Source organism: Streptomyces sp. MB09-01 (assembly GCF_033794505.1).
Taxonomy (GTDB): domain Bacteria; phylum Actinomycetota; class Actinomycetes; order Streptomycetales; family Streptomycetaceae; genus Streptomyces.
Genome location: NZ_JARAYQ010000005.1, coordinates 50,162 through 72,354, shown reverse-complemented (window position 1 = coordinate 72,354; position 22,193 = coordinate 50,162). Strand labels below are relative to the sequence as shown.

20 protein-coding genes are annotated in these 22,193 nt (G+C 72.8%); 8 read left to right on the top strand and 12 right to left on the bottom strand.

Annotated features, from left to right (window positions below; translation table 11 throughout):
- Nucleotides 1-23: 23 nt before the first annotated feature.
- From PV721_RS02290 to PV721_RS02270, 5 genes are all read right to left on the bottom strand, one after another.
- A complete protein-coding gene (locus tag PV721_RS02290; RefSeq protein ID WP_416371008.1) occupies nt 24-1,235 on the bottom strand; it encodes a sensor histidine kinase in 1,212 nt (403 codons plus the stop codon).
- Between the two features lie 30 nt (nt 1,236-1,265).
- The gene (locus PV721_RS02285) at nt 1,266-1,883 is read right to left on the bottom strand and encodes a hypothetical protein (protein WP_416371007.1); all 618 of its coding nucleotides are present in this window, start codon (nt 1,881-1,883) and stop codon (nt 1,266-1,268) included.
- Between the two features lie 80 nt (nt 1,884-1,963).
- On the bottom strand, nt 1,964-3,859 hold the full coding sequence (locus PV721_RS02280; protein WP_319721053.1) for a phosphatidylglycerol lysyltransferase domain-containing protein: 1,896 nt from the start codon (nt 3,857-3,859) through the stop codon (nt 1,964-1,966).
- Between the two features lie 83 nt (nt 3,860-3,942).
- On the bottom strand, nt 3,943-5,007 hold the full coding sequence (cobT, locus tag PV721_RS02275) for a nicotinate-nucleotide--dimethylbenzimidazole phosphoribosyltransferase (RefSeq protein WP_319721052.1): 1,065 nt from the start codon (nt 5,005-5,007) through the stop codon (nt 3,943-3,945).
- Nucleotides 5,008-5,217: 210 nt separating this feature from the next.
- Nucleotides 5,218-6,432 (bottom strand): bifunctional adenosylcobinamide kinase/adenosylcobinamide-phosphate guanylyltransferase, encoded by a 1,215-nt coding sequence (locus PV721_RS02270; protein WP_319721051.1) that lies wholly within the window; start codon nt 6,430-6,432, stop codon nt 5,218-5,220.
- Nucleotides 6,433-6,536: 104 nt separating this feature from the next.
- Here PV721_RS02270 and PV721_RS02265 point away from each other — a divergent pair, with 104 nt between their 5' ends.
- Complete coding sequence (locus PV721_RS02265) at nt 6,537-6,749, top strand: hypothetical protein (protein WP_319721050.1); 213 nt, start codon at nt 6,537-6,539, stop codon at nt 6,747-6,749.
- Nucleotides 6,750-6,852: 103 nt separating this feature from the next.
- Here PV721_RS02265 and PV721_RS02260 read toward each other — a convergent pair whose 3' ends face one another.
- Complete coding sequence (locus tag PV721_RS02260; RefSeq protein WP_319721049.1) at nt 6,853-7,560, bottom strand: class I SAM-dependent methyltransferase; 708 nt, start codon at nt 7,558-7,560, stop codon at nt 6,853-6,855.
- 74 nt (nt 7,561-7,634) lie between these two features.
- Complete coding sequence (locus tag PV721_RS02255; protein ID WP_319721048.1) at nt 7,635-8,234, bottom strand: DUF3043 domain-containing protein; 600 nt, start codon at nt 8,232-8,234, stop codon at nt 7,635-7,637.
- Nucleotides 8,235-8,504: 270 nt separating this feature from the next.
- Between PV721_RS02255 and PV721_RS02250 the strand changes: the two genes are divergently transcribed.
- Together PV721_RS02250 and pspAA are read left to right on the top strand one after the other, a co-directional pair.
- The gene (locus PV721_RS02250) at nt 8,505-9,299 is read left to right on the top strand and encodes a PspA/IM30 family protein (protein WP_319721047.1); all 795 of its coding nucleotides are present in this window, start codon (nt 8,505-8,507) and stop codon (nt 9,297-9,299) included.
- Between the two features lie 13 nt (nt 9,300-9,312).
- Nucleotides 9,313-9,591, top strand: coding sequence for a PspA-associated protein PspAA (gene pspAA / locus PV721_RS02245; protein WP_319721046.1), 279 nt, complete (start codon nt 9,313-9,315; stop codon nt 9,589-9,591).
- 86 nt (nt 9,592-9,677) lie between these two features.
- Here the strand turns inward: pspAA and PV721_RS02240 are convergent, their stop codons facing one another.
- Nucleotides 9,678-10,454, bottom strand: coding sequence for a hypothetical protein (locus PV721_RS02240; RefSeq protein WP_319721045.1), 777 nt, complete (start codon nt 10,452-10,454; stop codon nt 9,678-9,680).
- 100 nt (nt 10,455-10,554) lie between these two features.
- Here PV721_RS02240 and cobS point away from each other — a divergent pair, with 100 nt between their 5' ends.
- The 3 genes from cobS (at nt 10,555) to PV721_RS02225 (ending at nt 15,419) form a co-directional block, all read left to right on the top strand.
- Nucleotides 10,555-11,346, top strand: a complete 792-nt coding sequence (gene cobS, locus PV721_RS02235) for an adenosylcobinamide-GDP ribazoletransferase (RefSeq protein ID WP_319721066.1) — start codon at nt 10,555-10,557, stop codon at nt 11,344-11,346.
- A gap of 66 nt (nt 11,347-11,412) precedes the next feature.
- Nucleotides 11,413-12,150, top strand: a complete 738-nt coding sequence (locus tag PV721_RS02230; RefSeq protein WP_319721044.1) for a response regulator transcription factor — start codon at nt 11,413-11,415, stop codon at nt 12,148-12,150.
- A gap of 137 nt (nt 12,151-12,287) precedes the next feature.
- Nucleotides 12,288-15,419, top strand: coding sequence for an efflux RND transporter permease subunit (locus PV721_RS02225; RefSeq protein ID WP_319721043.1), 3,132 nt, complete (start codon nt 12,288-12,290; stop codon nt 15,417-15,419).
- Between the two features lie 114 nt (nt 15,420-15,533).
- On the opposite strand, the gene nadA is transcribed toward PV721_RS02225, so the two are convergent.
- Nucleotides 15,534-16,721 carry a quinolinate synthase NadA gene (gene nadA / locus PV721_RS02220; protein ID WP_319721042.1) on the bottom strand — a complete coding sequence of 396 codons (1,188 nt, stop codon included), beginning with the start codon at nt 16,719-16,721 and terminating at the stop codon, nt 15,534-15,536.
- A gap of 292 nt (nt 16,722-17,013) precedes the next feature.
- On the opposite strand from nadA, the gene erpA reads away from it, so the two are divergent.
- On the top strand, nt 17,014-17,370 hold the full coding sequence (gene erpA, locus PV721_RS02215; protein ID WP_030010511.1) for an iron-sulfur cluster insertion protein ErpA: 357 nt from the start codon (nt 17,014-17,016) through the stop codon (nt 17,368-17,370).
- Between the two features lie 99 nt (nt 17,371-17,469).
- Here erpA and PV721_RS02210 read toward each other — a convergent pair whose 3' ends face one another.
- Nucleotides 17,470-18,921: a hypothetical protein gene (locus PV721_RS02210; RefSeq protein ID WP_319721041.1), complete on the bottom strand. Its 1,452-nt coding sequence runs from the start codon at nt 18,919-18,921 to the stop codon at nt 17,470-17,472.
- 77 nt (nt 18,922-18,998) lie between these two features.
- Nucleotides 18,999-19,238 (bottom strand): hypothetical protein, encoded by a 240-nt coding sequence (locus PV721_RS02205; RefSeq protein ID WP_319721040.1) that lies wholly within the window; start codon nt 19,236-19,238, stop codon nt 18,999-19,001.
- A gap of 131 nt (nt 19,239-19,369) precedes the next feature.
- Between PV721_RS02205 and PV721_RS02200 the strand changes: the two genes are divergently transcribed.
- Nucleotides 19,370-20,344 (top strand): carbohydrate kinase family protein, encoded by a 975-nt coding sequence (locus PV721_RS02200; RefSeq protein WP_319721039.1) that lies wholly within the window; start codon nt 19,370-19,372, stop codon nt 20,342-20,344.
- Between the two features lie 272 nt (nt 20,345-20,616).
- Here the strand turns inward: PV721_RS02200 and PV721_RS02195 are convergent, their stop codons facing one another.
- Nucleotides 20,617-21,996 carry a cysteine desulfurase/sulfurtransferase TusA family protein gene (locus PV721_RS02195; RefSeq protein ID WP_319721038.1) on the bottom strand — a complete coding sequence of 460 codons (1,380 nt, stop codon included), beginning with the start codon at nt 21,994-21,996 and terminating at the stop codon, nt 20,617-20,619.
- Nucleotides 21,997-22,193 lie beyond the last annotated feature (197 nt).

Genomic DNA, 22,193 nt, shown 5'->3' with positions numbered 1-22,193 from the left:
GGGGGCAGGCGGAGCCAGGGAGGTCAGACCGGCAGGATGGCGTGCACGCGGTAGCCGCCGCCGAAGCGGGGGCCGGCGAAGCAGGAGCCGCCCAGGGCGCCGGTGCGTTCGCGCATGCCGAGGAGCCCGTGCCCGCCCCCCGGCTCCGCGGCGGACGCGGACGGCTCCGCGCCCCCGTCGTCCAGCACGGTCACCTCCACCGAGGGCCCCACCCGGACCACGCTGACCTCGGCCCGGGCCCCGGGGCCCGCGTGCTTGCGTACGTTGGTCAGCGCCTCCTGGATCACCCGGTACGCCGCCAGGTCCACCGCCGCCGGCAGCGGTCCCGCCCCGGGTTCCAGCTGGACGATCACCTTCACCGGCAGCCCGGCGTGCCGGAAGGTGTCCACCAGCTCCTCCAGGACGCCCAGCCCGGGCGCGGGCTCCGTCGGCGCCTCCGGGTCACCGGACTGCCGCAGCAGCCCCACCGTGGCCCGCAGCTCGTTGAGCGCCGACCGGCTGGCGTCCCGTACGTGGGCCAGTGCCTCCTTGGCCTGGTCCGGCCGCTTGTCCATGACGTGCGCGGCCACCCCCGCCTGCACGTTGACCAGGGCGATGTGATGGGCGACCACGTCGTGGAGGTCCCGGGCGATCCGCAGCCGTTCCTCGGCGACCCGCCGCCTGGCCTCCTCGTCGCGGGTCCGCTCGGCGCGCTCGGCCCGCTCGCGGATGGCGTCGACGAAGGCCCGCCGGCTGCGCACGGCGTCGCCGGCGGCCGCGGCCATGCCCGTCCAGGCGAAGATCCCGATGTTCTCCTGCGCGTACCAGGGCAGCGGTCCGGCGAGCATCGCCACGCCCGTCAGCCCCGCCATGGTCAGCAGCCCGATCCGCCAGGTCGTGGGCCGGTCGGTGCGGGCGGCCACCGTGTACAGGGCGATCACCGTGCACATCGCGACGGGCGCCCGGGGCTCCCCGGTGGTCAGCTCCAGCAGCGAGAGTCCGCAGGTCACGGCGAGGACGGCGCGGGGCTGCCGGCGCCGGAACACCAGGGCCGCGGCGCCGAGCAGCATCAGCAGCAGCGAGAACGGATCGGGGGTGCGCGTCCCGAAGGTGGGCCCGTGCGGCCCGTGCGGATCGGCGAAGGAGCCGACGACCATGGCCGTGAACGCCCCGAACGCCAGCACGGCGTCGGTGGCGAGCGGATGGGCCCGCATCCACTGCCGGGTGGGGGCGAACGGCCCGAGGTCTGTCGTCACCCCGATACGGTACGGCCTGCCCCGCACCGGTCAGGGCGGCGGTGGCTGCCCGAGGGCGGCGCGGGAGCGCACCGGGTACCACTGGGCCCGCACCACGCACACCGCCATGACCGCTGCGATGGCCGCCAGGTGCTCCTTGCCCGCCAGGTTGTCCTTGACGAGCACCTCGCCGATCATCGCCAGGATCACGAGGGCGCCGGTCAGGTACGCCCGGTAGCGCCAGCAGACGTAGATGGCGAGCCCCACCACCGCGGCCGAGGGCCCGGTGTCGTTGACGATCCGGTCGGACACGGGCAGGCCGAAGGGATGGTCGTGCCCCAGCGCGAGCCCGATCCGCGCGTACGTGGTCCCGGCGAGGGTGGCGACGTAGCCGATCAGCAGCGTGCGCCACCAGCCGATGCAGATCTCCGAGATCCCGAAGACGAGCAGGATCTGCGCGAGCGCCCCCCACACCGGCAGGTCCAGGGCGGGGACGAACAGTGACAGCGGGGTCCGCAACAGGGCCAGCCAGAGCGGGTCGGCCGCCTTGACCGACCCGAGGTTCTGGACCGGCTGGAAGCCCCAGGAGGTGTTCTGCACGATCTGGAAGAGCGAGGTCAGGCAGACCGCGCCGATGGTCATGGGGATCGCCCGCCACCTGTCGCGCACGAGCGCGTTCCGGACGGTCCGGAACAGGGGCCCCCACTCACGGTGGGCGAACCGCCGGAGTGGGGAGGCGTTCCACGCTGTCAACGGCGGGTCTCCAGGTGTCTGCGGTGCAGCCACTTCGGAAGGCCGGGGGCCTCCAGGAAGCCTTCGGCCCGTCCGGCCGCGACACCGATCCGCAGCAGGTCCGAACTCTTCTCGAAGAGCATGAACCGCGGCTCCCAGATCGGCCGGTATTTGGCGTTGGCCCGGTAGAGGGACTCGATCTGCCACCAGCGGGAGAAGAAGCTCAGCAGCGAGCGCCACATCCGCAGCACCGGACCCGCGCCGAGCCGGGACCCGCGCTCGAAGACGGACCGGAACATCGCGAAGTTCAGCGAGACCTGGGTGACCCCGATCTCCTTGGAACGTTCGAGGAGTTCGATGACCATGAACTCCATCAGGCCGTTCTCGGAGTCCCGGTCACGGCGCATCAGGTCCAGGGACAGGCCCTTGGGGCCCCACGGCACGAAGGACAGCACGGCCCGCAGTTCGCCGTTGCCGTCGGTGCACTCCAGCATCACGCACTGGCCGTCGGCGGGATCACCCAGCCGACCCAGCGCCATGGAGAAGCCGCGCTCGGTCGCGCCGTCGCGCCAGTCGTCGGCGCGGCGCACCAGCTCGGCCATCTCCTCGGCCGGGATGTCGGCGTGGCGGCGGATGCGGACCGTGTACCCGGCCCGCTTGACGCGGTTGAACGCCTGCCGGACGGTCCGCATGGCGCGGCCCTCCAGGGTGAACTCGGCGGTCTCGACGATCGCCTCGTCACCGAGCTCCAGCGCGTCCAGGCCGTGTCGGGCGTAGATCTGCCCGGCCTCCTCGCTCGCGCCCATCACGGCCGGCACCCAGCCGTGCTCGCGGGCCTCGGCCAGCCACGGGTCGATGGCGCCGGGCCAGGCCTCGGGGTCGCCGATCGGGTCGCCCGAGGCCAGTGAGACGCCGCCGACGACGCGGTAGGTGACGGCGGCCTTGCCCGTGGGGGACCAGATGACGGACTTCTCGCGGCGCAGCGCGAAGTAGCCGAGCGAGTCGCGGTCGCCCTGGCGGGCCAGCAGGGCCCGCAGCCGCTCCTCGTCCTCCTCGCTGATCGGGTCGACGGCGCGGCGCGAGCGGAAGGCGGCGAAGAGCACGGCGAGCAGCAGCAGCATCGACATGACGTTGATGACGACGTCCACCCAGCCGGGCGTGGTGATCGCCTCGTAGGCCCGGTCGTCCGGGGCGAGGGTGATCAGCCGCATCACGCCGTACTTCCAGCGCGCAAGGAAGGTGGCCTCGGAGCTGTGCGGGGCGCTGTTCGAGGCGCCGACGAGCAGGGCCGCCACCAGCGAGGTGACGAGCAGGCCGATGGCGGCGACGGCGGTGGCGAGCGCCGGGTTGGAGCGGTCGCCCTTGGCGTAGAACTCGCGGCGGCCCACCAGCAGGGCGCCGGCGAAGGCGGCGGTCAGGGCCAGGGAGACCCAGTTCTGCGGATGCTCGCGGATCTCCTCGTACGCGTAGAGCGCGTAGGCGAGCAGCAGCGCCAGGAGGCCGCTGAGGACGAGGTTGAGGATCCAGGAGGCGCGCTTGCGGCGGCCGAGGGTGACGGCGAGCAGCAGCGTGAAGAGCCCGGAGGCGAAGCCCGCCGTGAGCATGTACGGGGTGTAGAAGTCCTCGACGTTGTGGCGCCGCAGGTCCTGCCCGAGCGAAACCCACACCGCGCTGAGGAAGTTGACGAAGGTGACGGCGCGCAGGTACCAGACCGCGAACGCGGCGCCGCGCCGTGAGCGGGGGGTCCCCCGGCCCGATTCCCGTCCGGCCTCCCGGTCCCGTCCGGCCTCCCGGCCGCCCCCCGCCGCCTTGCCGGCGGGGTCGCCGCCGGTCTCTTTCCTGCCGGATGACGGACCGGTCGCCGGTGAGGCGGTGCGGTCGGTCTCTGCGCTGGTCAAACGGACCTCTCCCATAAAAAGCGATCATATGGGGCGCCGCTGTCCGTGGTTGGGCGGTCGGGGACCACGGCCTGGTCAGGACCGCGGGCCCCGGTGGCTCATTCCGTCGGCTCCGCCGCCGCCCGCTCAGGCAGTTCCGCCGCGAGTGCGGCGGCCGCCTGGACGAGGGGGAGAGCCAGCAATGCCCCGGTACCTTCGCCCACTGTGACGCCGTGGTCGAGCACAGGGTTGAGTGCCATCCGGTCCAGTGCCTTCGCCTGGCCCGGTTCTCCGCTGGCCTGACCGGCCAGCCACCAGTCGGGCGCCCGGAACGCGGCGCGCTGGGCCACCAGTCCGCAGGCGGCCGAGACGACGCCGTCGAGGATGACCGGCGTACGGCGCACCGCGCACTGGAGCAGGAAACCGGTGATGGCGGCCACGTCCGGGCCGCCGACCGCGGCCAGCAGCGCGACCTGGTCGCCGAGCACCGGGCGGGCCCGGCGCAGCGCGTCGCGGATCGCCGCGCACTTGCGCATCCAGGCCAGGTCGTCGATGGGCAGTCCGCCGCGGCCGGTGACCACCGAGGCGTCGGTCCCGCACAGGGCGGCGATGAGGGTGGCGGCGACGGTGGTCCCGCCGACGCTGAGGTCCCCGAGAACGATCAGGTCCGTCCCGGAGTCGGCCTCCTCGTCGGCGATGCGCATCCCGAGCCGCACCGCGGCCTCGGCCTCCTCGGCCGTCAGCGCGTCCTCCACGTCGATCCGTCCGCTGCCGCGCCGGACCCGGTGTCCGGTCACGTCCGCGGGGAGCAGCCCGGGATCGCAGTCCAGCCCGGCGTCGACGATCCGTATCGTGGCGCCGAGCCGGCCGGCCAGGATGGCGACGGGGCTGGTCCCGTCCAGTACGGCCCGCACCAGCTGGTGGCCGGTGGCGGCGGCCCGCGCGGAGACGCCCGCTGCGGCGATCCCGTGGTCGGCGGCGAACAGCACCACGCGGGGGCGCTCGATCGGCTTGACCGGCACCTGCCCCTGCGCGGCGGCGAGCCACTCGGCGAGCTCGTCCAGCCGGCCCAGCGCGCCGGGCGGTACGGCGAGGCGCTCACGGCGTTCCTCGGCATCACGCCGGACGCCCCCGTCGGGGCGCTCGATCAGATCGGAGAAGTCGTCGAGATTCAGCGTGCTCATCTGCCAGAGAGTACAGCCGGTGAGGCACACCCTCAGGCCTTGGGCGAAGGCCCCGCGTTCAGGTCCAGGGAGGCCCGTTCGGGCCCGGCCGCAGGGCGCCGGGACGGACGCCGAAGAGGACGGGCGGGGCGCCCGGCGGCAGCAGACCACCCGTCAGCTCACGCCGTCAGCACAGGCCGTCAGCACAGGCCGTCAGCACAGGCCGTCAGTTCACGCCGGCGGTTCCTTGAGCACGTCCACCTGGCCCGCGACGACCAGCAGCACGTGCTCGCACTCGCCCGCGACCCTCGCGTTGAGGCGGCCCAGCTCGTCGCGGAAGCGGCGTCCCGAGGAGGTCGCGGGGACCACGCCCGAGCCGACCTCGTTGCTGACCAGCACCGCGTGGCGACGGGTCGCGCGCACCGCCGCCACCAGCTCGGCTGTGCGCTCGCCGAGCTGGTGCTGCCCGCCCTTGGCCCAGACGGCGTCGTCCCAGGCCCCCGCCCGGTCCATCGCGTCCGTCAGCCACAGCGCCAGGCAGTCGATCAGCAGCGGCGGCCCGGCATCGGCCAGCAGCGGAACCAGTTCACAGGTCTCCACCGTCCGCCAGCTCCCCGGCCGGCGCTCCCGGTGCAGGCCGATCCGCTGCGCCCATTCCGTGTCCCCGTCCCGGGTGCCGCCCGTGGCCACGTAGACCACCTCGGGGAAGGACTCCAGCCGGCGCTCCGCCTCCACGGACTTGCCCGAACGGGCCCCGCCCAGCACCAGGGTCCGGCGCGGCAGCTCCGGCACGGCGCGGTACTCCCCGACGGTCACGGTGGTCCCGTCCGGCACCGCCCGGGCGCCGGCGGCCGCGCACCGGCGCTCCAGCTCCCGGCCCGGTGCGACGTCGTGGTCCAGGTGGACGGCGATCACGTCCGTGGCGGGGCCGACGGCGCCGCTCGCCCGCAGCCGGGCGAGCGCCTCGGGCCGCCCCAGCACATCGGCGAGGACCACGTCGTACGGACGCCGGCCCGCCGCTCCGTTCGTCCCCGCCGGCGCCCCGCCGGGCGGCAGGTACAGCATCCGGCCGCCGTCCGGGCCGGTCACCTCGTACCCGGTGCCCGGCGAGTCCATCGGCACGGCCCGCACGCGGTGTCCGGAGATCACCGCGAGCTCCCGCCCGTCCGGGACCCGCCCGGCGGCCGGCAGACCGGGCGGCAGCTCGACCGCGGGTCCGTCGTGCGGGTGGGTCAGCAGGACCTGCCGCACGCCGGCCAGCGAATGGCCGGCCCGGGCGCCGGCCAGCACCGCACCGGGGGTCAGGTCGAGGAGCAGTGCCCCGTCGACCAGGACGGCCGTCGCGGCGCGGGAGCGCCCGCCGACGGAGACCGCGCAGGCCGCACAGGGGCAGCCGGGGCGGGGCAGGCCCTCGGGTGTGCCGGTGCCGAGCAGAGTGAGTTCCACAGGATGATCCTCCCGCGTCGCCGAGACTGCTGCGCGCCCGGTTACTCTGCGGGCAGACTCAAGGCGAGAAGCGTGCGAGCAGCGGACGAGCAACGGAGGCGGACATGGCGTGGACGTGGCGGTTCGAGACGGCCGACGGCACCGAGACGAGCCCGTCGGTGGTACCCGAGGAGTTCACCACGCAGGGGGACGCGGAGTCCTGGATCGGTGAGTACTGGAAGGACCTGCTGGAAGGCGGCACCGAGCAGGTGAAGCTGTCCGACGACAGCGGGACCGAGCTCTACACGATGAGCCTGCGCTCGGCCCTGGAGGCCTGACCCCTGCAGGAGCCCGGCGGCTGTGATCGGGAGCCGCCGGGCAACCCGGGCCGCCGGCGTTCCTCGAACGCCGGCGGGGCCGGGTAGGCCAGCGTCCGGGCTGTCAGCCCCGTACACCGCACAGGTGCAGCAGCGCGGCGACGCCGCGGTAGGGGTCGGTCCGCCCCGCGCGATCCTCGGCGGCCAGCAGCCGCTCCAGCTCCTCGTCGGGCGGCAGGACCTCGCCCGCCTCGGTGCCGTCGGTGAAGACGCGTACGCCGTACCAGGCGCCCAGCGGCGCGCCGATCCCGGACAGCGTGGCCGTGAGCCCGGCCAGCCGGTCGGCACGTACGTCCAGGCCCAGCCGGTTCGTGTATTCGGTGCCGTCGAAGGCGTCCAGCGCGCCCTTCCAGTCGCCGTCCAGCCCGGGCCGCATGGCGAGCGCGTCGCCGTTGCGCACCAGCAGGGACAGCAGACCGCCGGGGGCGAGCATCCGGGCCAGCCCGGCGAGCATGGCGTCCGGCTCGGGCACGTACATCAGCACCCCGTGGCACAGCACCACGTCGAAGCTGCCCGGCAGGAAGTGGGCGCCGGTCTCGCGCCCGTCCCCCTCCATGAGCTGCACGCGGTCGCGGATCCCGGCGGGCTCCTCGGCCAGCGCCTCACGGGCGACGGCCAGCATGCCGGGGTCCTTCTCCAGGCCCGTCACCTTGTGCCCGGCCCGGGCCAGCCGCAGCGCCTGGGTGCCCTGACCCATGCCGACGTCGAGGACGCGCAGCCGCTGCCCGACCGGGAAGCGGTGCGCGATCTGCTCGTCGACCTGCCGGCCCACCAGTTCCTGCCGGACGGCGTTGCGGAGTCCGCCCAGGCCCTCGAGCCAGATCCGCGCGCCCTCGGAGAATCCGCTCAGGGCCGTTCCCCGCGCTTGACCTGCGGCTTCGGCAGGCGCAGCCGGCGCATCTGGAGGGTGCGCATGAGGCCGTACGCGACCGCGCCGCGGCGCGGCTCGTTCGGGAAGCGCTCGTTCAGCGCCTTGCGCAGGCGGAACACCAGGCCGATGGAGTCGACGATGATCAGGGCGATCACGCCGAGCCACAGCAGCAGCGCGACGTTCTGGATCGTGGGCTGCCGGACCATGCTGAGCACGAGGATGACCACGGCCAGGGGCAGGAACATCTCGGCGACCGAGAAGCGGGAGTCCACGAAGTCGCGGACGTACTTGCGGACGGGGCCCTTGTCCCGGGTGGGCAGGTAACGCTCGTCGCCGCTGGCCAGTGCCTCGCGCTGCTTGGCCATCTCGGCACGGCGGCGCTCACGGGCTCGCTTGGCATCCTCCTTGCGGTTGCCGGTCGAGGCCACCACGGCCTTGCGCTGCGACTGGGCCACAGCACGCTTCGGCGTAGGGCGGCCCTTCGGGGCCTGCGGGTCACGGGGCTGCGAGAGGTCGGCGCTCACCTTGTCGGTGGCGGCGGCCTTCTCTTCCTTGGAGGAGCGGCTACCAAACACAAAACCCAAGCCTACGTGGTCGTGGGCACGGGCCCCACCCCGGTGGGGAACGATCCGGCAACGGCGGGCGTCTTCCCATTGCACGGTGTGTGCGGTGGCCGCCTCTCCTGGGATCACCTACTCCTTACGCCTGACAGGGCGCGGGTGTAGTCGTCCTGGAGGAGGAGCGCATCCGTACTCGAACAGTGCGGTAATGGAGACAGGGCCCGTACTGTGGGTTCTGTCGGTGACCTGGAGCACAGTCCGTCTAGAAGGGGGCGCGCGAAGCCCATGAGCGGTGTCATGAAGCGTATGGGGATGATCTTCCGCGCGAAGGCGAACAAGGCCCTTGACCGGGCCGAGGACCCGCGCGAAACCCTCGACTACTCGTACCAGAAGCAGCTGGAGCTGCTGCAGAAGGTGCGCCGCGGAGTCGCCGACGTGGCGACCTCCCGCAAGCGCCTGGAGCTGCAGCTGAACCAGCTCCAGGGGCAGTCCGCCAAGCTGGAGGACCAGGGCCGCAAGGCCCTCGCCCTCGGCCGCGAGGACCTGGCCCGCGAGGCCCTGTCCCGCCGCGCCTCGCTCCAGCAGCAGGTCAGCGACCTGGAGGTGCAGCACCAGACCCTGCAGGGCGAGGAGGAGAAGCTGACCCTCGCCGCCCAGCGGCTCCAGGCCAAGGTGGACGCCTTCCGCACGAAGAAGGAGACCATCAAGGCCACCTACACCGCGGCCCAGGCGCAGACCCGGATCGCGGAGTCCTTCTCCGGCATCTCCGAGGAGATGAGCGACGTCGGCCTGGCCATCCAGCGGGCCGAGGACAAGACCGCCCAGCTGCAGGCCCGCGCCGGCGCGATCGACGAGCTGCTGGCCTCCGGCGCGCTCGACGACCAGAGCGGGCTGGGTTCCAAGGACGACATCCAGGCCGAGCTGGACCGCCTGTCGGGCGGTACGGACGTGGAGCTGGAGCTGCAGCGCATGAAGGCCGAGCTGGCGGGCGGACCGTCCGCGCAGCAGCAGGCCATCGAGGGCGGCGCCCCGGGCCAGGCCCAGCAGCCGCCGACCCAGCACCGGTTCGACAAGCAGTAGGACGGGGCCCGTCATGATTGTCCGCATCATGGGGGAAGGCCAGGTGGAGCTGGCCGACAGCCACTTCGCCGAGCTCAACAAGCTGGACGACGAACTGCTCGCGGAGATGGAGAGCGGGGACTCGGAGGGCTTCCGGCGCACGCTGGGCGCCCTGCTCGAAGCGGTACGGCGGCTGGGCAAGCCGCTCCCGGACGACGCGCTGGAGCCGTCCGAGCTGATCCTGCCCGGCGCCGACGCGAGCCTCGACGAGGTCAGGGAGATGCTCAGCGACGACGGGCTGATCCCGGGCTGAGTCCGCGCCGCTCCCGGGCGGACGTACCGCACACGGCACACCGACAGCACGACGGGCCCTTCCCTCCGGGGGAGGGCCCGTCGGCGTCACGGCGGGGGCGGCTTCTCCAGGGACACGGCGGTCCGCTCCGGGTCGGGGGTGCCGCCGATGAAGTTCTCGAACCTGCGGCGCGGCCGCGCCCAGCGCCGGTCGTGGTGGAAGGCGCGCAGCCCCGCCTTGGCGCGGGCGCGCGGACGGTTCGCGTAGAACCTCTTCGCGTACGGGGACCCGGGCCGGGCCAGCCGGATCGCCCCGACCAGCGCCACGAAGGGGACGATCACGCCGAAGAGCGCGGTGCGCGCCTTGCCCTTCCACAGGGCGATCAGGGCCAGGAAGAAGTTGCCCGCCGCGTTCATGGCGACCAGTCCGCGGCTCTGGCGCTCCTCGGGGGTCAGGTCGTTCACCCCGAAGGGCACGAACCCGCCCAGGACGAGGGCCACGACCGCCGCCGTCACGACCACGATCTCCACGCTCTTGCGCCCCTGCTCGCTCCAGTAGACGTCGTCGAGGTGCAGGATCAGCGCGAACTCGTCCAGGACCAGGCCCGCTCCCAGCCCGAAGATCACGGCCGAGAGCGCCCCGCCGAAGCCGTACCGGCCGGCGCCGACCGCGCCGAAGCCACCGATGATCACGAGGATCACGCCGGGGACGACGTGGTGGATGTGCAGACCGCCCGGGGTGACGTTCTTGAACGGGCCCCGGCCGGCCCGGATCGTCCGGGTGATCACACGGGTGACCAGGAACGACATCACGAAAGAGACCAGAGCGAGCAGCAGGGGGAGCTTGCCCGGTTCGACGATGTTCCGATACCACCAGTGACCCATCCCACGGACTCCCTATTTGGCACGTAATGGGTAATTTACCGCTCACGCCGAAGAGGTAGCGTTCCCGCCGATGACAGATTCGTTCGACGGCCCGCCCCTGATGCCGCCCCCGGAACGCGCCTCGTTCCCCGACGGCCTCCGCTTCGCGTTCGGCACCCTCACCGTGCTGCCCGCCCGCATCACCCGCTGGGACCGCCCCGCCGCCCGCACCGGGATGGCCTGCGCCCCGCTCGCCGGGCTGGTCGTGGGCGTGCTCGCGGCCGTGCCCGGACTGCTCCTGTTGCTGCTCGGCGGGGGTCCGCTGCTCGCGGCGGCCGTCACCGTCGCCGTACCGGCCGCGCTGACCCGGGGGCTCCACCTGGACGGGCTCGCGGACACGGCGGACGGCCTGGGCAGCGCCAAACCGGCCGACGAGGCCCTGCGCATCATGAAGCAGTCCGACATCGGCCCCTTCGGCGTCGTGACCCTGGTGATCGTGATGCTCGTGCAGGTGGCGGCCCTGTCAGACGTCTATGCCGACAGCTGGATCCGCGGCGCACTCGCCGCCGTGGTCGCCGCCGTGACGGCCCGCCTCGCCATGACCCTGGCCTGCCGCGAAGGCGTGCCGGCCGCCCGCCCCGGCGGGCTCGGCGCCGCCGTCGCCGGGGTGGTCCCGCGCGCCGTCGCCGCCGCGATCGCCGTGCTCGTCGTCGCCGCGGCCGCGGCCGCCGCCCTCCCGCTGGGCCTCCCCGCCGCCGGCCGGCAGGCGGCGGCGGTCCTGGTGGCCCTGCTCGCCGCGCAGCTGCTGCTCCGCCGCTGCGTACGCCGCTTCGACGGGGTCACCGGCGACGTCTTCGGCGCCCTGGCCGAGGTCGCGGCGACCACCGCCCTGATCGTCCTCGCCCTGGGCTGACCGGGCGTCGTCCGGTCCGACGGGACCCGTGCGGCCGGCCCGGGCGGGCCCGCGTACGCTCACCCCGTGGACGACACGCCGACGGACCTGCCCGCCGCCGCCCCCATCAGGGTGCTGCTCGCCGACGACCAGGCACTGCTGCGCAGCGCCTTCAAGGTGCTGGTCGATTCCGAGCCCGACATGGAGGTCGTCGGGGAGGCCTCCGACGGGGCGCAGGCCTTCGAACTGGCCCGCCGCACCCGCGCCGACGTCGTGCTCATGGACATCCGGATGCCCGGTACCGACGGGCTCGCCGCCACCCGCATGATCAGCGCCGACCCGGAACTCGCCGCCGTGCGCGTGGTGATGCTGACGACCTTCGAGGTCGACGAGTACGTGGTCTCGGCCCTGCGGGCAGGCGCCTCCGGCTTCCTCGGCAAGGGCGCCGAGCCCGAGGAGCTGCTCAACGCCATCCGCGTGGCCGCCGCCGGCGAGGCGCTGCTCTCCCCGGCCGCCACCAAAGGGCTCATCGCCACCTTCCTCGCGCAGGGCGGCGGCGCCGACCCGGCCGCCGGCGGAGCCTCCGCCGGGATGCACGCGCAGCGGCTCGCCGCGCTGACCGTCCGGGAGCGCGAGGTCCTCGTACACGTAGCGGCAGGGCTGTCCAACGACGAGATCGCCGGACGGCTGGAGGTCAGCCCGCTCACCGTCAAGACCCACGTGAACCGGGCCATGGCCAAGCTCGGCGCCCGCGACCGGGCGCAATTGGTGGTCATTGCCTACGAATCGGGACTGGTCCGGCCGCGCGCGGAGTCCACGGAGTAGCACCGCAGTACTGCGGTGTACTGCGGACGCGGTATGCCGCACATAAGGACGGCACCTGCGAGCGACGCAACGCCCCCGCGCCATGGGACAGGGTGGGAATGCCCTCGCGTTCGTCACTGCAGAGAGATCTCATACCCATGTCGTGGCTGTCCCGCTTCAGCCTTGCCCAAAGAGCGTTGGTCGGCCTCGTGTCGATCGTGGCGCTCCTCTTCGGCGCCATAGCCATCCCGCAGCTCAAGCAGCAGCTGCTCCCCTCCATCGAACTGCCGATGGTGTCCGTGCTCGCGCCGTACCAGGGCGCCTCGCCCGACGTGGTGGAGAAGCAGGTCGTCGAACCGATCGAGGCCATGCTCAAGGGCGTCGACGGCATCACCGGCATCACCTCCACCGCCAGCGAGGGCAACGCCCTCATCATGGCCACCTTCGACTACGGCGACAGCGGCACCAAGCAGCTCGTCGCCGACGTCCAGCAGGCCGTCAACCGGGCCCGCGTCCGGCTGCCCGCCGAGGTGGACCCGCAGGTGGTGGCCGGTTCCACCGACGACATCCCGACCGTCATCCTCGCCGTCACCTCCGACAAGGACCAGCAGGCGCTCGCCGACCAGCTGGAACGGTCCGTCGTACCCGTCCTGTCGGACATCGACGGCGTCGGCCAGGTCAGCGTCGACGGCGTCCAGGACCTCCAGGTCACCGTCACCCCCGACGAGGCCAAGCTCGCGGCCGCCGGTCTCGACGGCGCCGCGCTCGCCCAGGGCCTCCAGGCGGGCGGCGCGGCCGTCCCCGCCGGCTCCTTCGACGAGGCGGGCAAGAACCGCACCGTACGGGTGGGCGCCGGATACACCTCCCTCGCCCAGGTGGAGGACCTGCGCCTGAGCCCCGGACCCGGCAAGCCGGCCGTCCGCCTCGGCGACGTCGCCACCGTGAAGCAGGAGGCGGCCAAGGCCGACTCCATCACCCGCACCAACGGCAAGCCCAGCCTCGCCCTCGTCCTCACCATGGACAAGGACGGCAGCGCCGTCGCCATCTCCGACGCCGTCAAGGACAAGCTCCCCGAGCTGCGTTCCACCCTCGGCGCCGGCGCCGACCTGACGGTCGTCAGCGACCAGGGCCCGGCCGTCGCCAAGTCCATCTCCAGCCTCACCACCGAGGGCCTGCTCGGCCTGCTCTTCGCGGTGATCGTGATCCTGGTGTTCCTGGCCTCGCTGCGCTCGACGCTGGTCACCGCGGTCTCCATCCCGCTGTCCGTGGTCCTCGCGCTCATCGTGCTGTGGACCCGCGACCTGTCGCTCAACATGCTGACCCTGGGCGCCCTCACCATCGCCATCGGCCGCGTCGTCGACGACTCGATCGTGGTCCTGGAGAACATCAAGCGCCACCTCGGCTACGGCGAGGAGCGCGAGGCCGCCATCATCACCGCGGTCAAGGAGGTCGCCGGCGCGGTCACCTCCTCCACGCTCACCACCGTCGCCGTCTTCCTGCCGATCGGCCTCGTCGGCGGCATGATCGGCGAGCTCTTCGGCTCCTTCTCGCTCACCGTCACCGCGGCCCTGCTGGCCTCGCTGCTCGTCTCGCTGACGGTCGTTCCGGTGCTCTCGTACTGGTTCCTCAGCGCGCCCAAGGGCGTCACGGCCGGGGACGCCGAGAGCGCGGCGAAGGCCCGGCGCGAAGCCGAGGAGAAGGAGGCGCGCAGCCGCCTGCAGCGCTTCTACGTACGGGTCCTCGGCTTCGCCACCCGGCGCCGCCTGACCAGTGTGGCCATCGCCGTCGTCGTCCTGCTCGGCACCTTCGGGATGACCCCGATGCTGAAGACCAACTTCTTCGACCAGGGCGAGCAGGAAGTCCTGACGGTCAAGCAGGAGCTCGCCCCCGGCACCTCGCTGGCCGCCTCCGACGAGGCGACCCGCAAGATCGAGAAGGTGCTGGCCTCGGTCGAGGGCGTCAAGAGCTACCAGGTCACCGTCGGCTCCTCCGGCTTCCTCGCGGCCTTCGGCGGCGGCACGGGCTCCAACCAGGCCTCGTACCAGGTCTCGCTGAAGGACGCGGGCGACGGGGAGGCCGTGAAGAAGCAGATCGAGGACGAGCTGGCCGGGCTTGACGGCATCGGCGACACCCGGATCTCGGCGGGCGACGCCTTCGGCAGCCAGAACCTCAGCGTGGTCGTCAAGGCCGGCGACGGCGAGGTGCTCGCCAAGGCCGCCGAGCAGGTCCGCGCCGAGGTGGCCAAGCTGGACAACGTCACCGACGTGCAGAGCGACCTGTCCCAGTCCGTGCCCCGCATCTCGGTGACCGCCACCCCCAAGGCCGCGGAGGCGGGTCTGAACCAGGCCGCCCTCGGTGCGATCGTCGCGCAGGCCGTACGGGGCAACCCGGCGGGCAAGGCCGTCCTGGACGACACCGAGCGGGACATCGTCATCAAGTCCGCGCAGCCGGCCACCACACTGGCCGAACTGCAGGCGCTCCCGGTCGGCCCGGTCAAGCTCGGCGACATCGCCGAGGTCAAGGAGGTCCCCGGCCCGGTCGCGATGACCCGGATCGACGGCGCCCGCGCCGCGACCGTCACCGCGAGGCCGCAGGGCGACAACACGGGCGCGGTCAGCGCCGAGCTCCAGACGAAGCTCAAGGCCCTGGACCTGCCCGAGGGCGCCACCGCCTCCATCGGCGGCGTCTCCGAGGACCAGGACGAGGCCTTCGGCTCGCTCGCCCTGGCCATGCTCGCGGCCATCGCGATCGTGTTCATGCTGCTGGTCGCGACCTTCCGCTCGCTGATCCAGCCGCTGATCCTGCTGGTCTCCATCCCGTTCGCGGCGACCGGCGCACTCGGCCTGCTCCTCGTCACCGGCACCCCGATGGGCGTCCCGGCGATGATCGGCATGCTGATGCTCATCGGCATCGTGGTGACCAACGCGATCGTCCTGATCGACCTGGTCAACCAGTACCGCGCCCAGGGCCTGGGCGTCGTCGAAGCGGTCATCGAGGGCGGCCGGCACCGTCTGCGCCCGATCCTGATGACGGCCCTGGCGACGATCTTCGCGCTGCTCCCGATGGCGCTGGGCGTCACCGGCGAGGGCGGCTTCATCTCGCAGCCGCTCGCGGTCGTGGTGATCGGCGGCCTGGTCAGCTCGACCCTGCTGACGCTGCTCCTGGTGCCGACCCTCTACACGATGGTCGAGCTCCGCAAGGAGCGCCGCCGCGCCAAGCGCTCGGCGCGCGGCGAGGCCAAGCTGAGGGTGGTTGCCCCCAGCGAGGAGGAGGCGCCGGCCAACGTCTGACCGGGCCGGGCGGGCCGGATCACCCGGCCCGCCCGACCGAATGCCCGAAGGGGCGGCTCCCGTGCGGGAGCCGCCCCTTCGGGCATCTGCGCGCCGGAGCCGTACCGGTCTTCCCTACGGGAGGGCCAGCATGCGTTCCAGGGCGAGCTTCGCGAAGCTCTCCGTCTCCTTGTCGACCTGGATCTGGTTGACGAGGGTGCCCTCGGCCAGGGACTCCAGGGTCCACACCAGGTGCGGGAGGTCGATGCGGTTCATCGTCGAGCAGAAGCAGACCGTCTTGTCGAGGAAGACGACCTCCTTGTCCTCCGCGGCGAAACGGTTCGCCAGGCGGCGGACCAGGTTCAGCTCGGTGCCGATGGCCCACTTGGAGCCGGCCGGGGCCGCCTCCAGCGCCTTGATGATGTACTCCGTCGAGCCGACGTAGTCCGCGGCCGCCACGACCTCGTGCTTGCACTCGGGGTGGACCAGGACGTTCACGCCGGGGATCCGGGCGCGGACGTCGTTGACCGAGTCGACCGAGAACCGGCCGTGCACGGAGCAGTGCCCGCGCCACAGGATCATCTTCGCGTTGCGCAGCTGCTCGGCGGTCAGGCCGCCGTTCGGCTTGTGCGGGTTGTAGAGCACGCAGTCGTCCAGGGACATGCCCATGTCGCGGACGGCGGTGTTGCGGCCCAGGTGCTGGTCCGGGAGGAAGAGCACCTTCTCGCCCTGCTCGAAGGCCCACTCCAGGGCCTTCTTCGCGTTGGACGAGGTGCAGATCGTGCCGCCGTGCTTGCCGGTGAAGGCCTTGATGTCGGCGGAGGAGTTCATGTACGAGACGGGAACCGTCGCACCGGCTATGCCGGCCTCGGTCAGCACGTCCCAGCACTCGGCGACCTGCTCGGCGGTGGCCATGTCGGCCATCGAGCAGCCGGCGGCCAGGTCCGGCAGGACCACCTTCTGGTCGTCCGAGGTAAGGATGTCCGCGGACTCGGCCATGAAGTGCACGCCGCAGAAGACGATGTACTCGGCCTCCGGCTTGGCGGCCGCGTCCTTGGCCAGCTTGAAGGAGTCGCCGGTGACGTCGGCGAATTCGATGACCTCGTCACGCTGGTAGTGGTGGCCCAGGATGAAGACCTTGTCCCCGAGCTTCTCCTTGGCGGCGCGGGCACGCTCCACGAGGTTCGGGTCCGAGGGCGAGGGCAGGTCGCCGGGGCACTCCACCCCGCGCTCGCTCTTGGGGTCGGCCTCGCGGCCGAGCAGCAGCAGGGCAAGGGGCGTCGGCTGGACGTCCAACGGCTGGGCGGTGGTCACGACACGCACCCTTTCTGTTCTGCGACAAGGGACTTCTGGATCATCGCTTCGACTTCTCGTCTACTTGACGTTATCTATCATAACCGCTTCACGTCAGTTTGACGATGCCCATAGTGTCAATGTGACGCATCAGCCCTCGATCCTTCGGCCCCGCCCCGCGCGCGGTGTGCGAGCATGGAATATCTGAAACAAGCGTCGGGTCCCGGAATGAATCCGCGGTCCCGCTCGTTGCCACCGACGGCAAGAGTCCGACGTTTCCCCGTCTCCGGCGGGGAGCCGCCCACTTCGGGAGTGAATGCAGATGTCCGTACAGGACGACAAGACCACCGTGAGCGACGGCATCCTCCTGTCCGACGCCGCCGCCGAAAAGGTCAGGACCCTGCTGGAGCAGGAAGGCCGCGATGACCTGGCGCTGCGCGTCGCCGTCCAGCCCGGTGGCTGCTCCGGCCTGCGCTACCAGCTCTTCTTCGACGAGCGCTCCCTCGACGGCGACGTCGTGAAGGACTTCGACGGTGTGAAGGTCGTCACGGACCGGATGAGCTCCCCGTACCTCCACGGCGCGTCCATCGACTTCGTCGACACCATCGAGAAGCAGGGCTTCACGATCGACAACCCGAACGCCACGGGCTCCTGCGCCTGCGGCGACTCGTTCAGCTGAGCCCGGACGCTCCGCACGTCCCCACGACGAGGGCCCGCCTCCGGTCGCACCGACCGGAGGCGGGCCCTCGCCGCATGCCCGGGGACCGGGCACCCGCTCCTACTGCCGGGGGAGCGGCTTGCCCGTGGTCGCGTCGAGCACCTTCCGGTCGCCCAGCGGCTGCGCCAGCGTGGCCGTCAGGGACCTCTCCTCCGCGAGCATGATGCAGGCCTGACCCGGCTTGTTCGGGGTGTCCGTGATCTTCACCAGGACCGATTCGGCCGACTCCCGCGCCTCCAGGGCGTAGGTGCTGCACACGCTGCCCCAGAAGTTCACGGTCAGTTTCCGGTCGGCTTCCGCGTACGAGAATCCGGGGACGGTACGACCGTCCTTCGGGCCGGGGGTGCTCTGCTCGGCGGCGGCCGGCTGGGCCACCGTGTGCGCGGGCGCGCCGCCGCGACCCGCCACCTCGAAGAGCCAGGCCGGGACCAGGCCCCGTGAGCCGTTCACCGTGCCCGGGGCCAGCCCGAGCACCGCGCCCTGGACCGTCTCCGTCCGCGGGGGCTTCATGGGTCGCGGCTCCGGGTTGCACGGCACCGTGTCGGTGGCCGCCACCGGGGCGTCCGGCGCCAGCGGGACCGCCGTGGCGCAGCCGCTGGGATCGGGGCCGGTGCCCTCCCGGCCGCCCGACTTCGCGTTCAGTGCGGCCAGCGCCTCCACGGCCCCGACCACCGGTTGCTCGGCCGCCCGGACGGGGGCCTTCAGCTCGCCGCTGCCACCGACCACCGAGCCGTCGCCGGCCACGCTCACCTTCGTGGACCAGCCCTGCGTGGGCAGCCCGCCGAGCACCGGATCGGCGCTGACCACCCGCACCGAACCCTGGGCGAGCCGGGCGTCGAGCTTCGCCCCGTCCAGCCCCGCGGCGGCCAGTACGGGGGCCGCGGCGGCCTTGGCGGCCTCCTCGGACACCGGGTTCGCCGAGGCCGCGGGCTTGTCCGCGCCCGGTACCGCGCCGCCGTCCTGCGGGACGGTCGCGGGACCGCAGGTGTCCTTGCCGCGGACGCAGTCGTCCCCGGTGCCGTTGGTCGGCGCCTGGAAGCGGGCGAAGTTCCAGGTGCCCGGAGCCGTACGGCTCACCGTGAGCCGGGGACCGGAACCGTCGGCGGCCTCCCCGGCCAGCCAGACGTCCCCGGCCAGCCGCGGCTCGCCCGGAATGCCGAGGGCCGCGGCGAGCCGGGCCACCTCCGCCGAGGTGACCTCGCCCGACGCGGCGAAGGCGGGTGCGGAGGCCGGGCCCTCCGGAAGCTTCACATCGGCCCGGTAGACCACGCCCTCGCCGGACGGATCGGGCTCCCCGGGCGCGATGCCCGGCCCCGAGGGATCTCCCGCGTCACGGGGCGCCGAAGCCGCGCTGTCCCCCGTACGGTGCCCCGGCCCGCCGTCGCCGTGGGCCGTGGACGCCCAGTACGCGGTGCCGCCGCCCGCGAGCAGCACCGCAGCCGCGATCGAGCCGACGGCCCAGGCGGGCCGCCGTCGTGTGCCGCGTGATGTGTCGGGTTGTTCGCTGGTCACCGCATCGCTCCTTCTCCGGTCCCGCCGTGTCTGATGCGGGTGTGACGGAACAGGGGCGCAACCGGTTCCCCGCCCTCCTACTGGTCCCCGTACGCCGCGGTGGAGGCGATCAGCCGCGCCGAGGCCGACGGGACGTTGATCCCGTGGATCTGCGAGGGCGCCACGCGGGCCGGCCGGGGGTCCGCCGGGACCGCCCAGTGCGGGGCCATCCGGGCGCAGTCGCCCAGCAGCCGGGCGAGGCCGGGCTCCCGGGGGGCTTCCGTGCCGCGCTTGTCCGCGGTGTACTCGCCGTAGCCGTAACCATCGGTATAGGTCATGAAGGCACCGTAGGCATCGGGGCTCTCGCGAAGAAAGAGCTACTAAGGGGTAGTTTCTGGGGTTCGGCCTGGGGTCGCTTACCGGGTAGTTTTGACTGTCCCTCGCCGTCCTCAGCAGGAGCGTCCACGCCGTGCGCATTGCAGTCACCGGCTCCATCGCCACCGACCACCTCATGACCTTCCCCGGCCGTTTCGCCGACCAGCTGGTCGCCGACCAGCTGCACACGGTCTCCCTCTCCTTCCTCGTCGACAACCTCGACGTGCGACGGGGCGGCGTGGGCCCGAACATCTGCTTCGGCATGGGGCAGCTCGGCAGCCGCCCGATCCTGGTCGGAGCCGCCGGCTCCGACTTCGACGAGTACCGCGCCTGGCTGGACCGGCACGGCGTCGACACCGACTCCGTCCGCATCTCCGAGGTGCTGCACACCGCGCGCTTCGTGTGCACCACGGACGCCGACCACAACCAGATCGGCTCCTTCTACACCGGCGCGATGAGCGAGGCCCGGCTGATCGAGCTGAAGGCCGTGGCCGACCGGGTGGGCGGGCTGGACCTGGTCCTGATCGGCGCGGACGACCCCGAGGCGATGCTGCGCCACACGGAGGAGTGCCGGACGCGGGGGATCCCCTTCGCCGCCGACTTCTCGCAGCAGATCGCCCGCATGGACGGCGACAACATCCGCACCCTGATGGAGGGCGCGACGTTCCTCTTCTCGAACGAGTACGAGAAGGGCCTCATCGAGTCGAAGTCGGGCTGGACCGACGCGGAGATCCTCGCGAAGGTCGGCACGCGGGTGACCACGCTGGGCTCCAACGGCGTCAGGATCGAGCGGGTCGGCGAGGCCCCGATCGTGGTCGGCTGCCCGGAGGAGACCGCGAAGGTCGACCCGACGGGCGTCGGCGACGCGTTCCGCGCCGGGTTCCTCACGGGGCTGGCCTGGGGCGTGGGCCTGGAGCGGGCGGCGCAGCTGGGCTGCATGCTCGCGACGCTGGTCATCGAGACGCTCGGCACCCAGGAGTACACCCTGGCCCGGGCCCACTTCATGGAGCGCTTCACGAAGGCCTACGGCGAAGAGGCCGCCGCCGAAGTCCGCGCCCACCTGGCCTGACCCCTGGCCTGACCCGGGCCTGCGCTGCCGCCGCCTGGACTCCGCCGCCACCTTCCGGCCTCGCCGGCGTTTGAGTGGGGGTTCCCCCCGGACGGAGTCCGGGGGAGGGTCCGGGCGGAGCCCGGTGCGCCGGCGGAGCCGGTGGTCCTGCCCGGTGCCGGGTGCGGCGCCGCCGCCGGGGGCGCCGCACCCGGACCCCCGCGCCTCGAACGCCGACGGGGCTGGTGTTGGCCAGGCTGGAACATCCAGGCGCGGGTCTGGGCGGCCCCGAGTTACAGCAGGCGGCGGACCGTGTAGGCGGAACCGGTGTCGCGGGGGGTTTCGCCCACGTACTCGTGCCCCCGCATCGCGCACCACGCCGGAATGTCCAGCCGGGCCACCTCGTCGTCGGAGACGACCGTGACCGTGCCGCCCACCGGGACCCGGAAGATGGCCCGGGCCAGTTCGATCACCGGCTGCGGGCACCGCAGGCCGAGCGCGTCGAGCTCCAGGAAGTCCGCCACCGGCTGCACCGCCGGCGGTTGCGAGACGCCGAGCCGCTCCCGAACGTCCGCCACCACACCCGGCAGCACCTCGAGGAACGCGTTGACCTCCTCCGCCGTGGTCCCCGGCGGCAGGGACACCCGAACGTTCCCCTCCGACAGCACGCCCATCGCTCGCAGCACGTGACTGGGGGTCAGCGTGGAGCTCGTGCACGAGGAGCCCGAGGAGACCGAGAAGCCCGCCCGGTCCAGCTCGTGCAGCAGCGCCTCCCCGTCGACGTACAGGCAGGAGAAGGTGACCAGGTGCGGCAGCCGCCGGTCCGGGTCGCCGACCACCTCCACGTCCGGGACCAGCCGCACCACCCGCCGCCGGATCCGGTCCACCAGGATCCGCAGCCGGGCCGCCTCCGCCTCGGCCTCGGCCCGTACGGCCCGCAGGGACGCCGCCGCCGCCACGACCGCGGGGAGGTTCGCGAACCCGGGTGAGCGCCCCGACTCCCTTTCGTCGGAAGGGTGTTGGGGGGCGAAGCGGACCCCCTTGCGGACGGCCAGCAGGCCGACCCCGGGCGGGCCGCCCCACTTGTGGGCGCTCGCGGCCAGGACCGACCAGGCGCCCTCCACCGGACCCCAGCCCAGCGACTGCGCCGCGTCCACCAGCAGCGGCACCCCGGCCGCCGCGCAGACTTCGGCCACCTCCGCCACCGGCTGGACCGTGCCCACCTCGTGATTGGCCGACTGGAGGCAGGCGAGGGCGGTCGTCGGGAGCAGCGCGTCCGCGTACCCGGCCGCGGTCACCGCGCCCGACCGGTCCACCGGGACCTCGGTCACCGTCCCGCCCTGCGCCTCGTGCGCCGCCGCCGCGTGGAGTACGGAACTGTGTTCGACGGCGGACATGGCCAGATGGCCTCCGACGCGCCGGCGCCCCGCGAGGACCCCCGCCACCCCCGTGTGAACCGCGTGCGTCCCCGAAGGAGTGAACACGAGCTCGTCGGGGCGGCATCCCACCGATTCCGCCGCGGCCTCCCGCGCCGCGTCCAGCAGCAGCCGGGCGCGCCTGCCCTCCCGGTACAGCCTGGCCGGATCGGCCCAGCCCTCGTCCAGGGAGGCCTGCAGCGCCTGCCGGGCCACGGGGTGCAGGGGAGCGGCGGACGCGCTGTCGAAGTACGGCATCCGGCCACCGTAAGGCAAGGCGGCGAGTCCGGTAGCGTCCGAGGTCAGGGGGCGTCAGTTGTGCCCCGGAGTCCGCCATTCAGGGCCGTCCGCACCGTCCCCCGGACGGCGGATCCATCCCTTCGGGGGCTGTAGCGGCGCGTTGGGCACCCTCCCCGCGCGACCCCAAATAGCGTCCAGTAGGGTTTGGTCCGCAT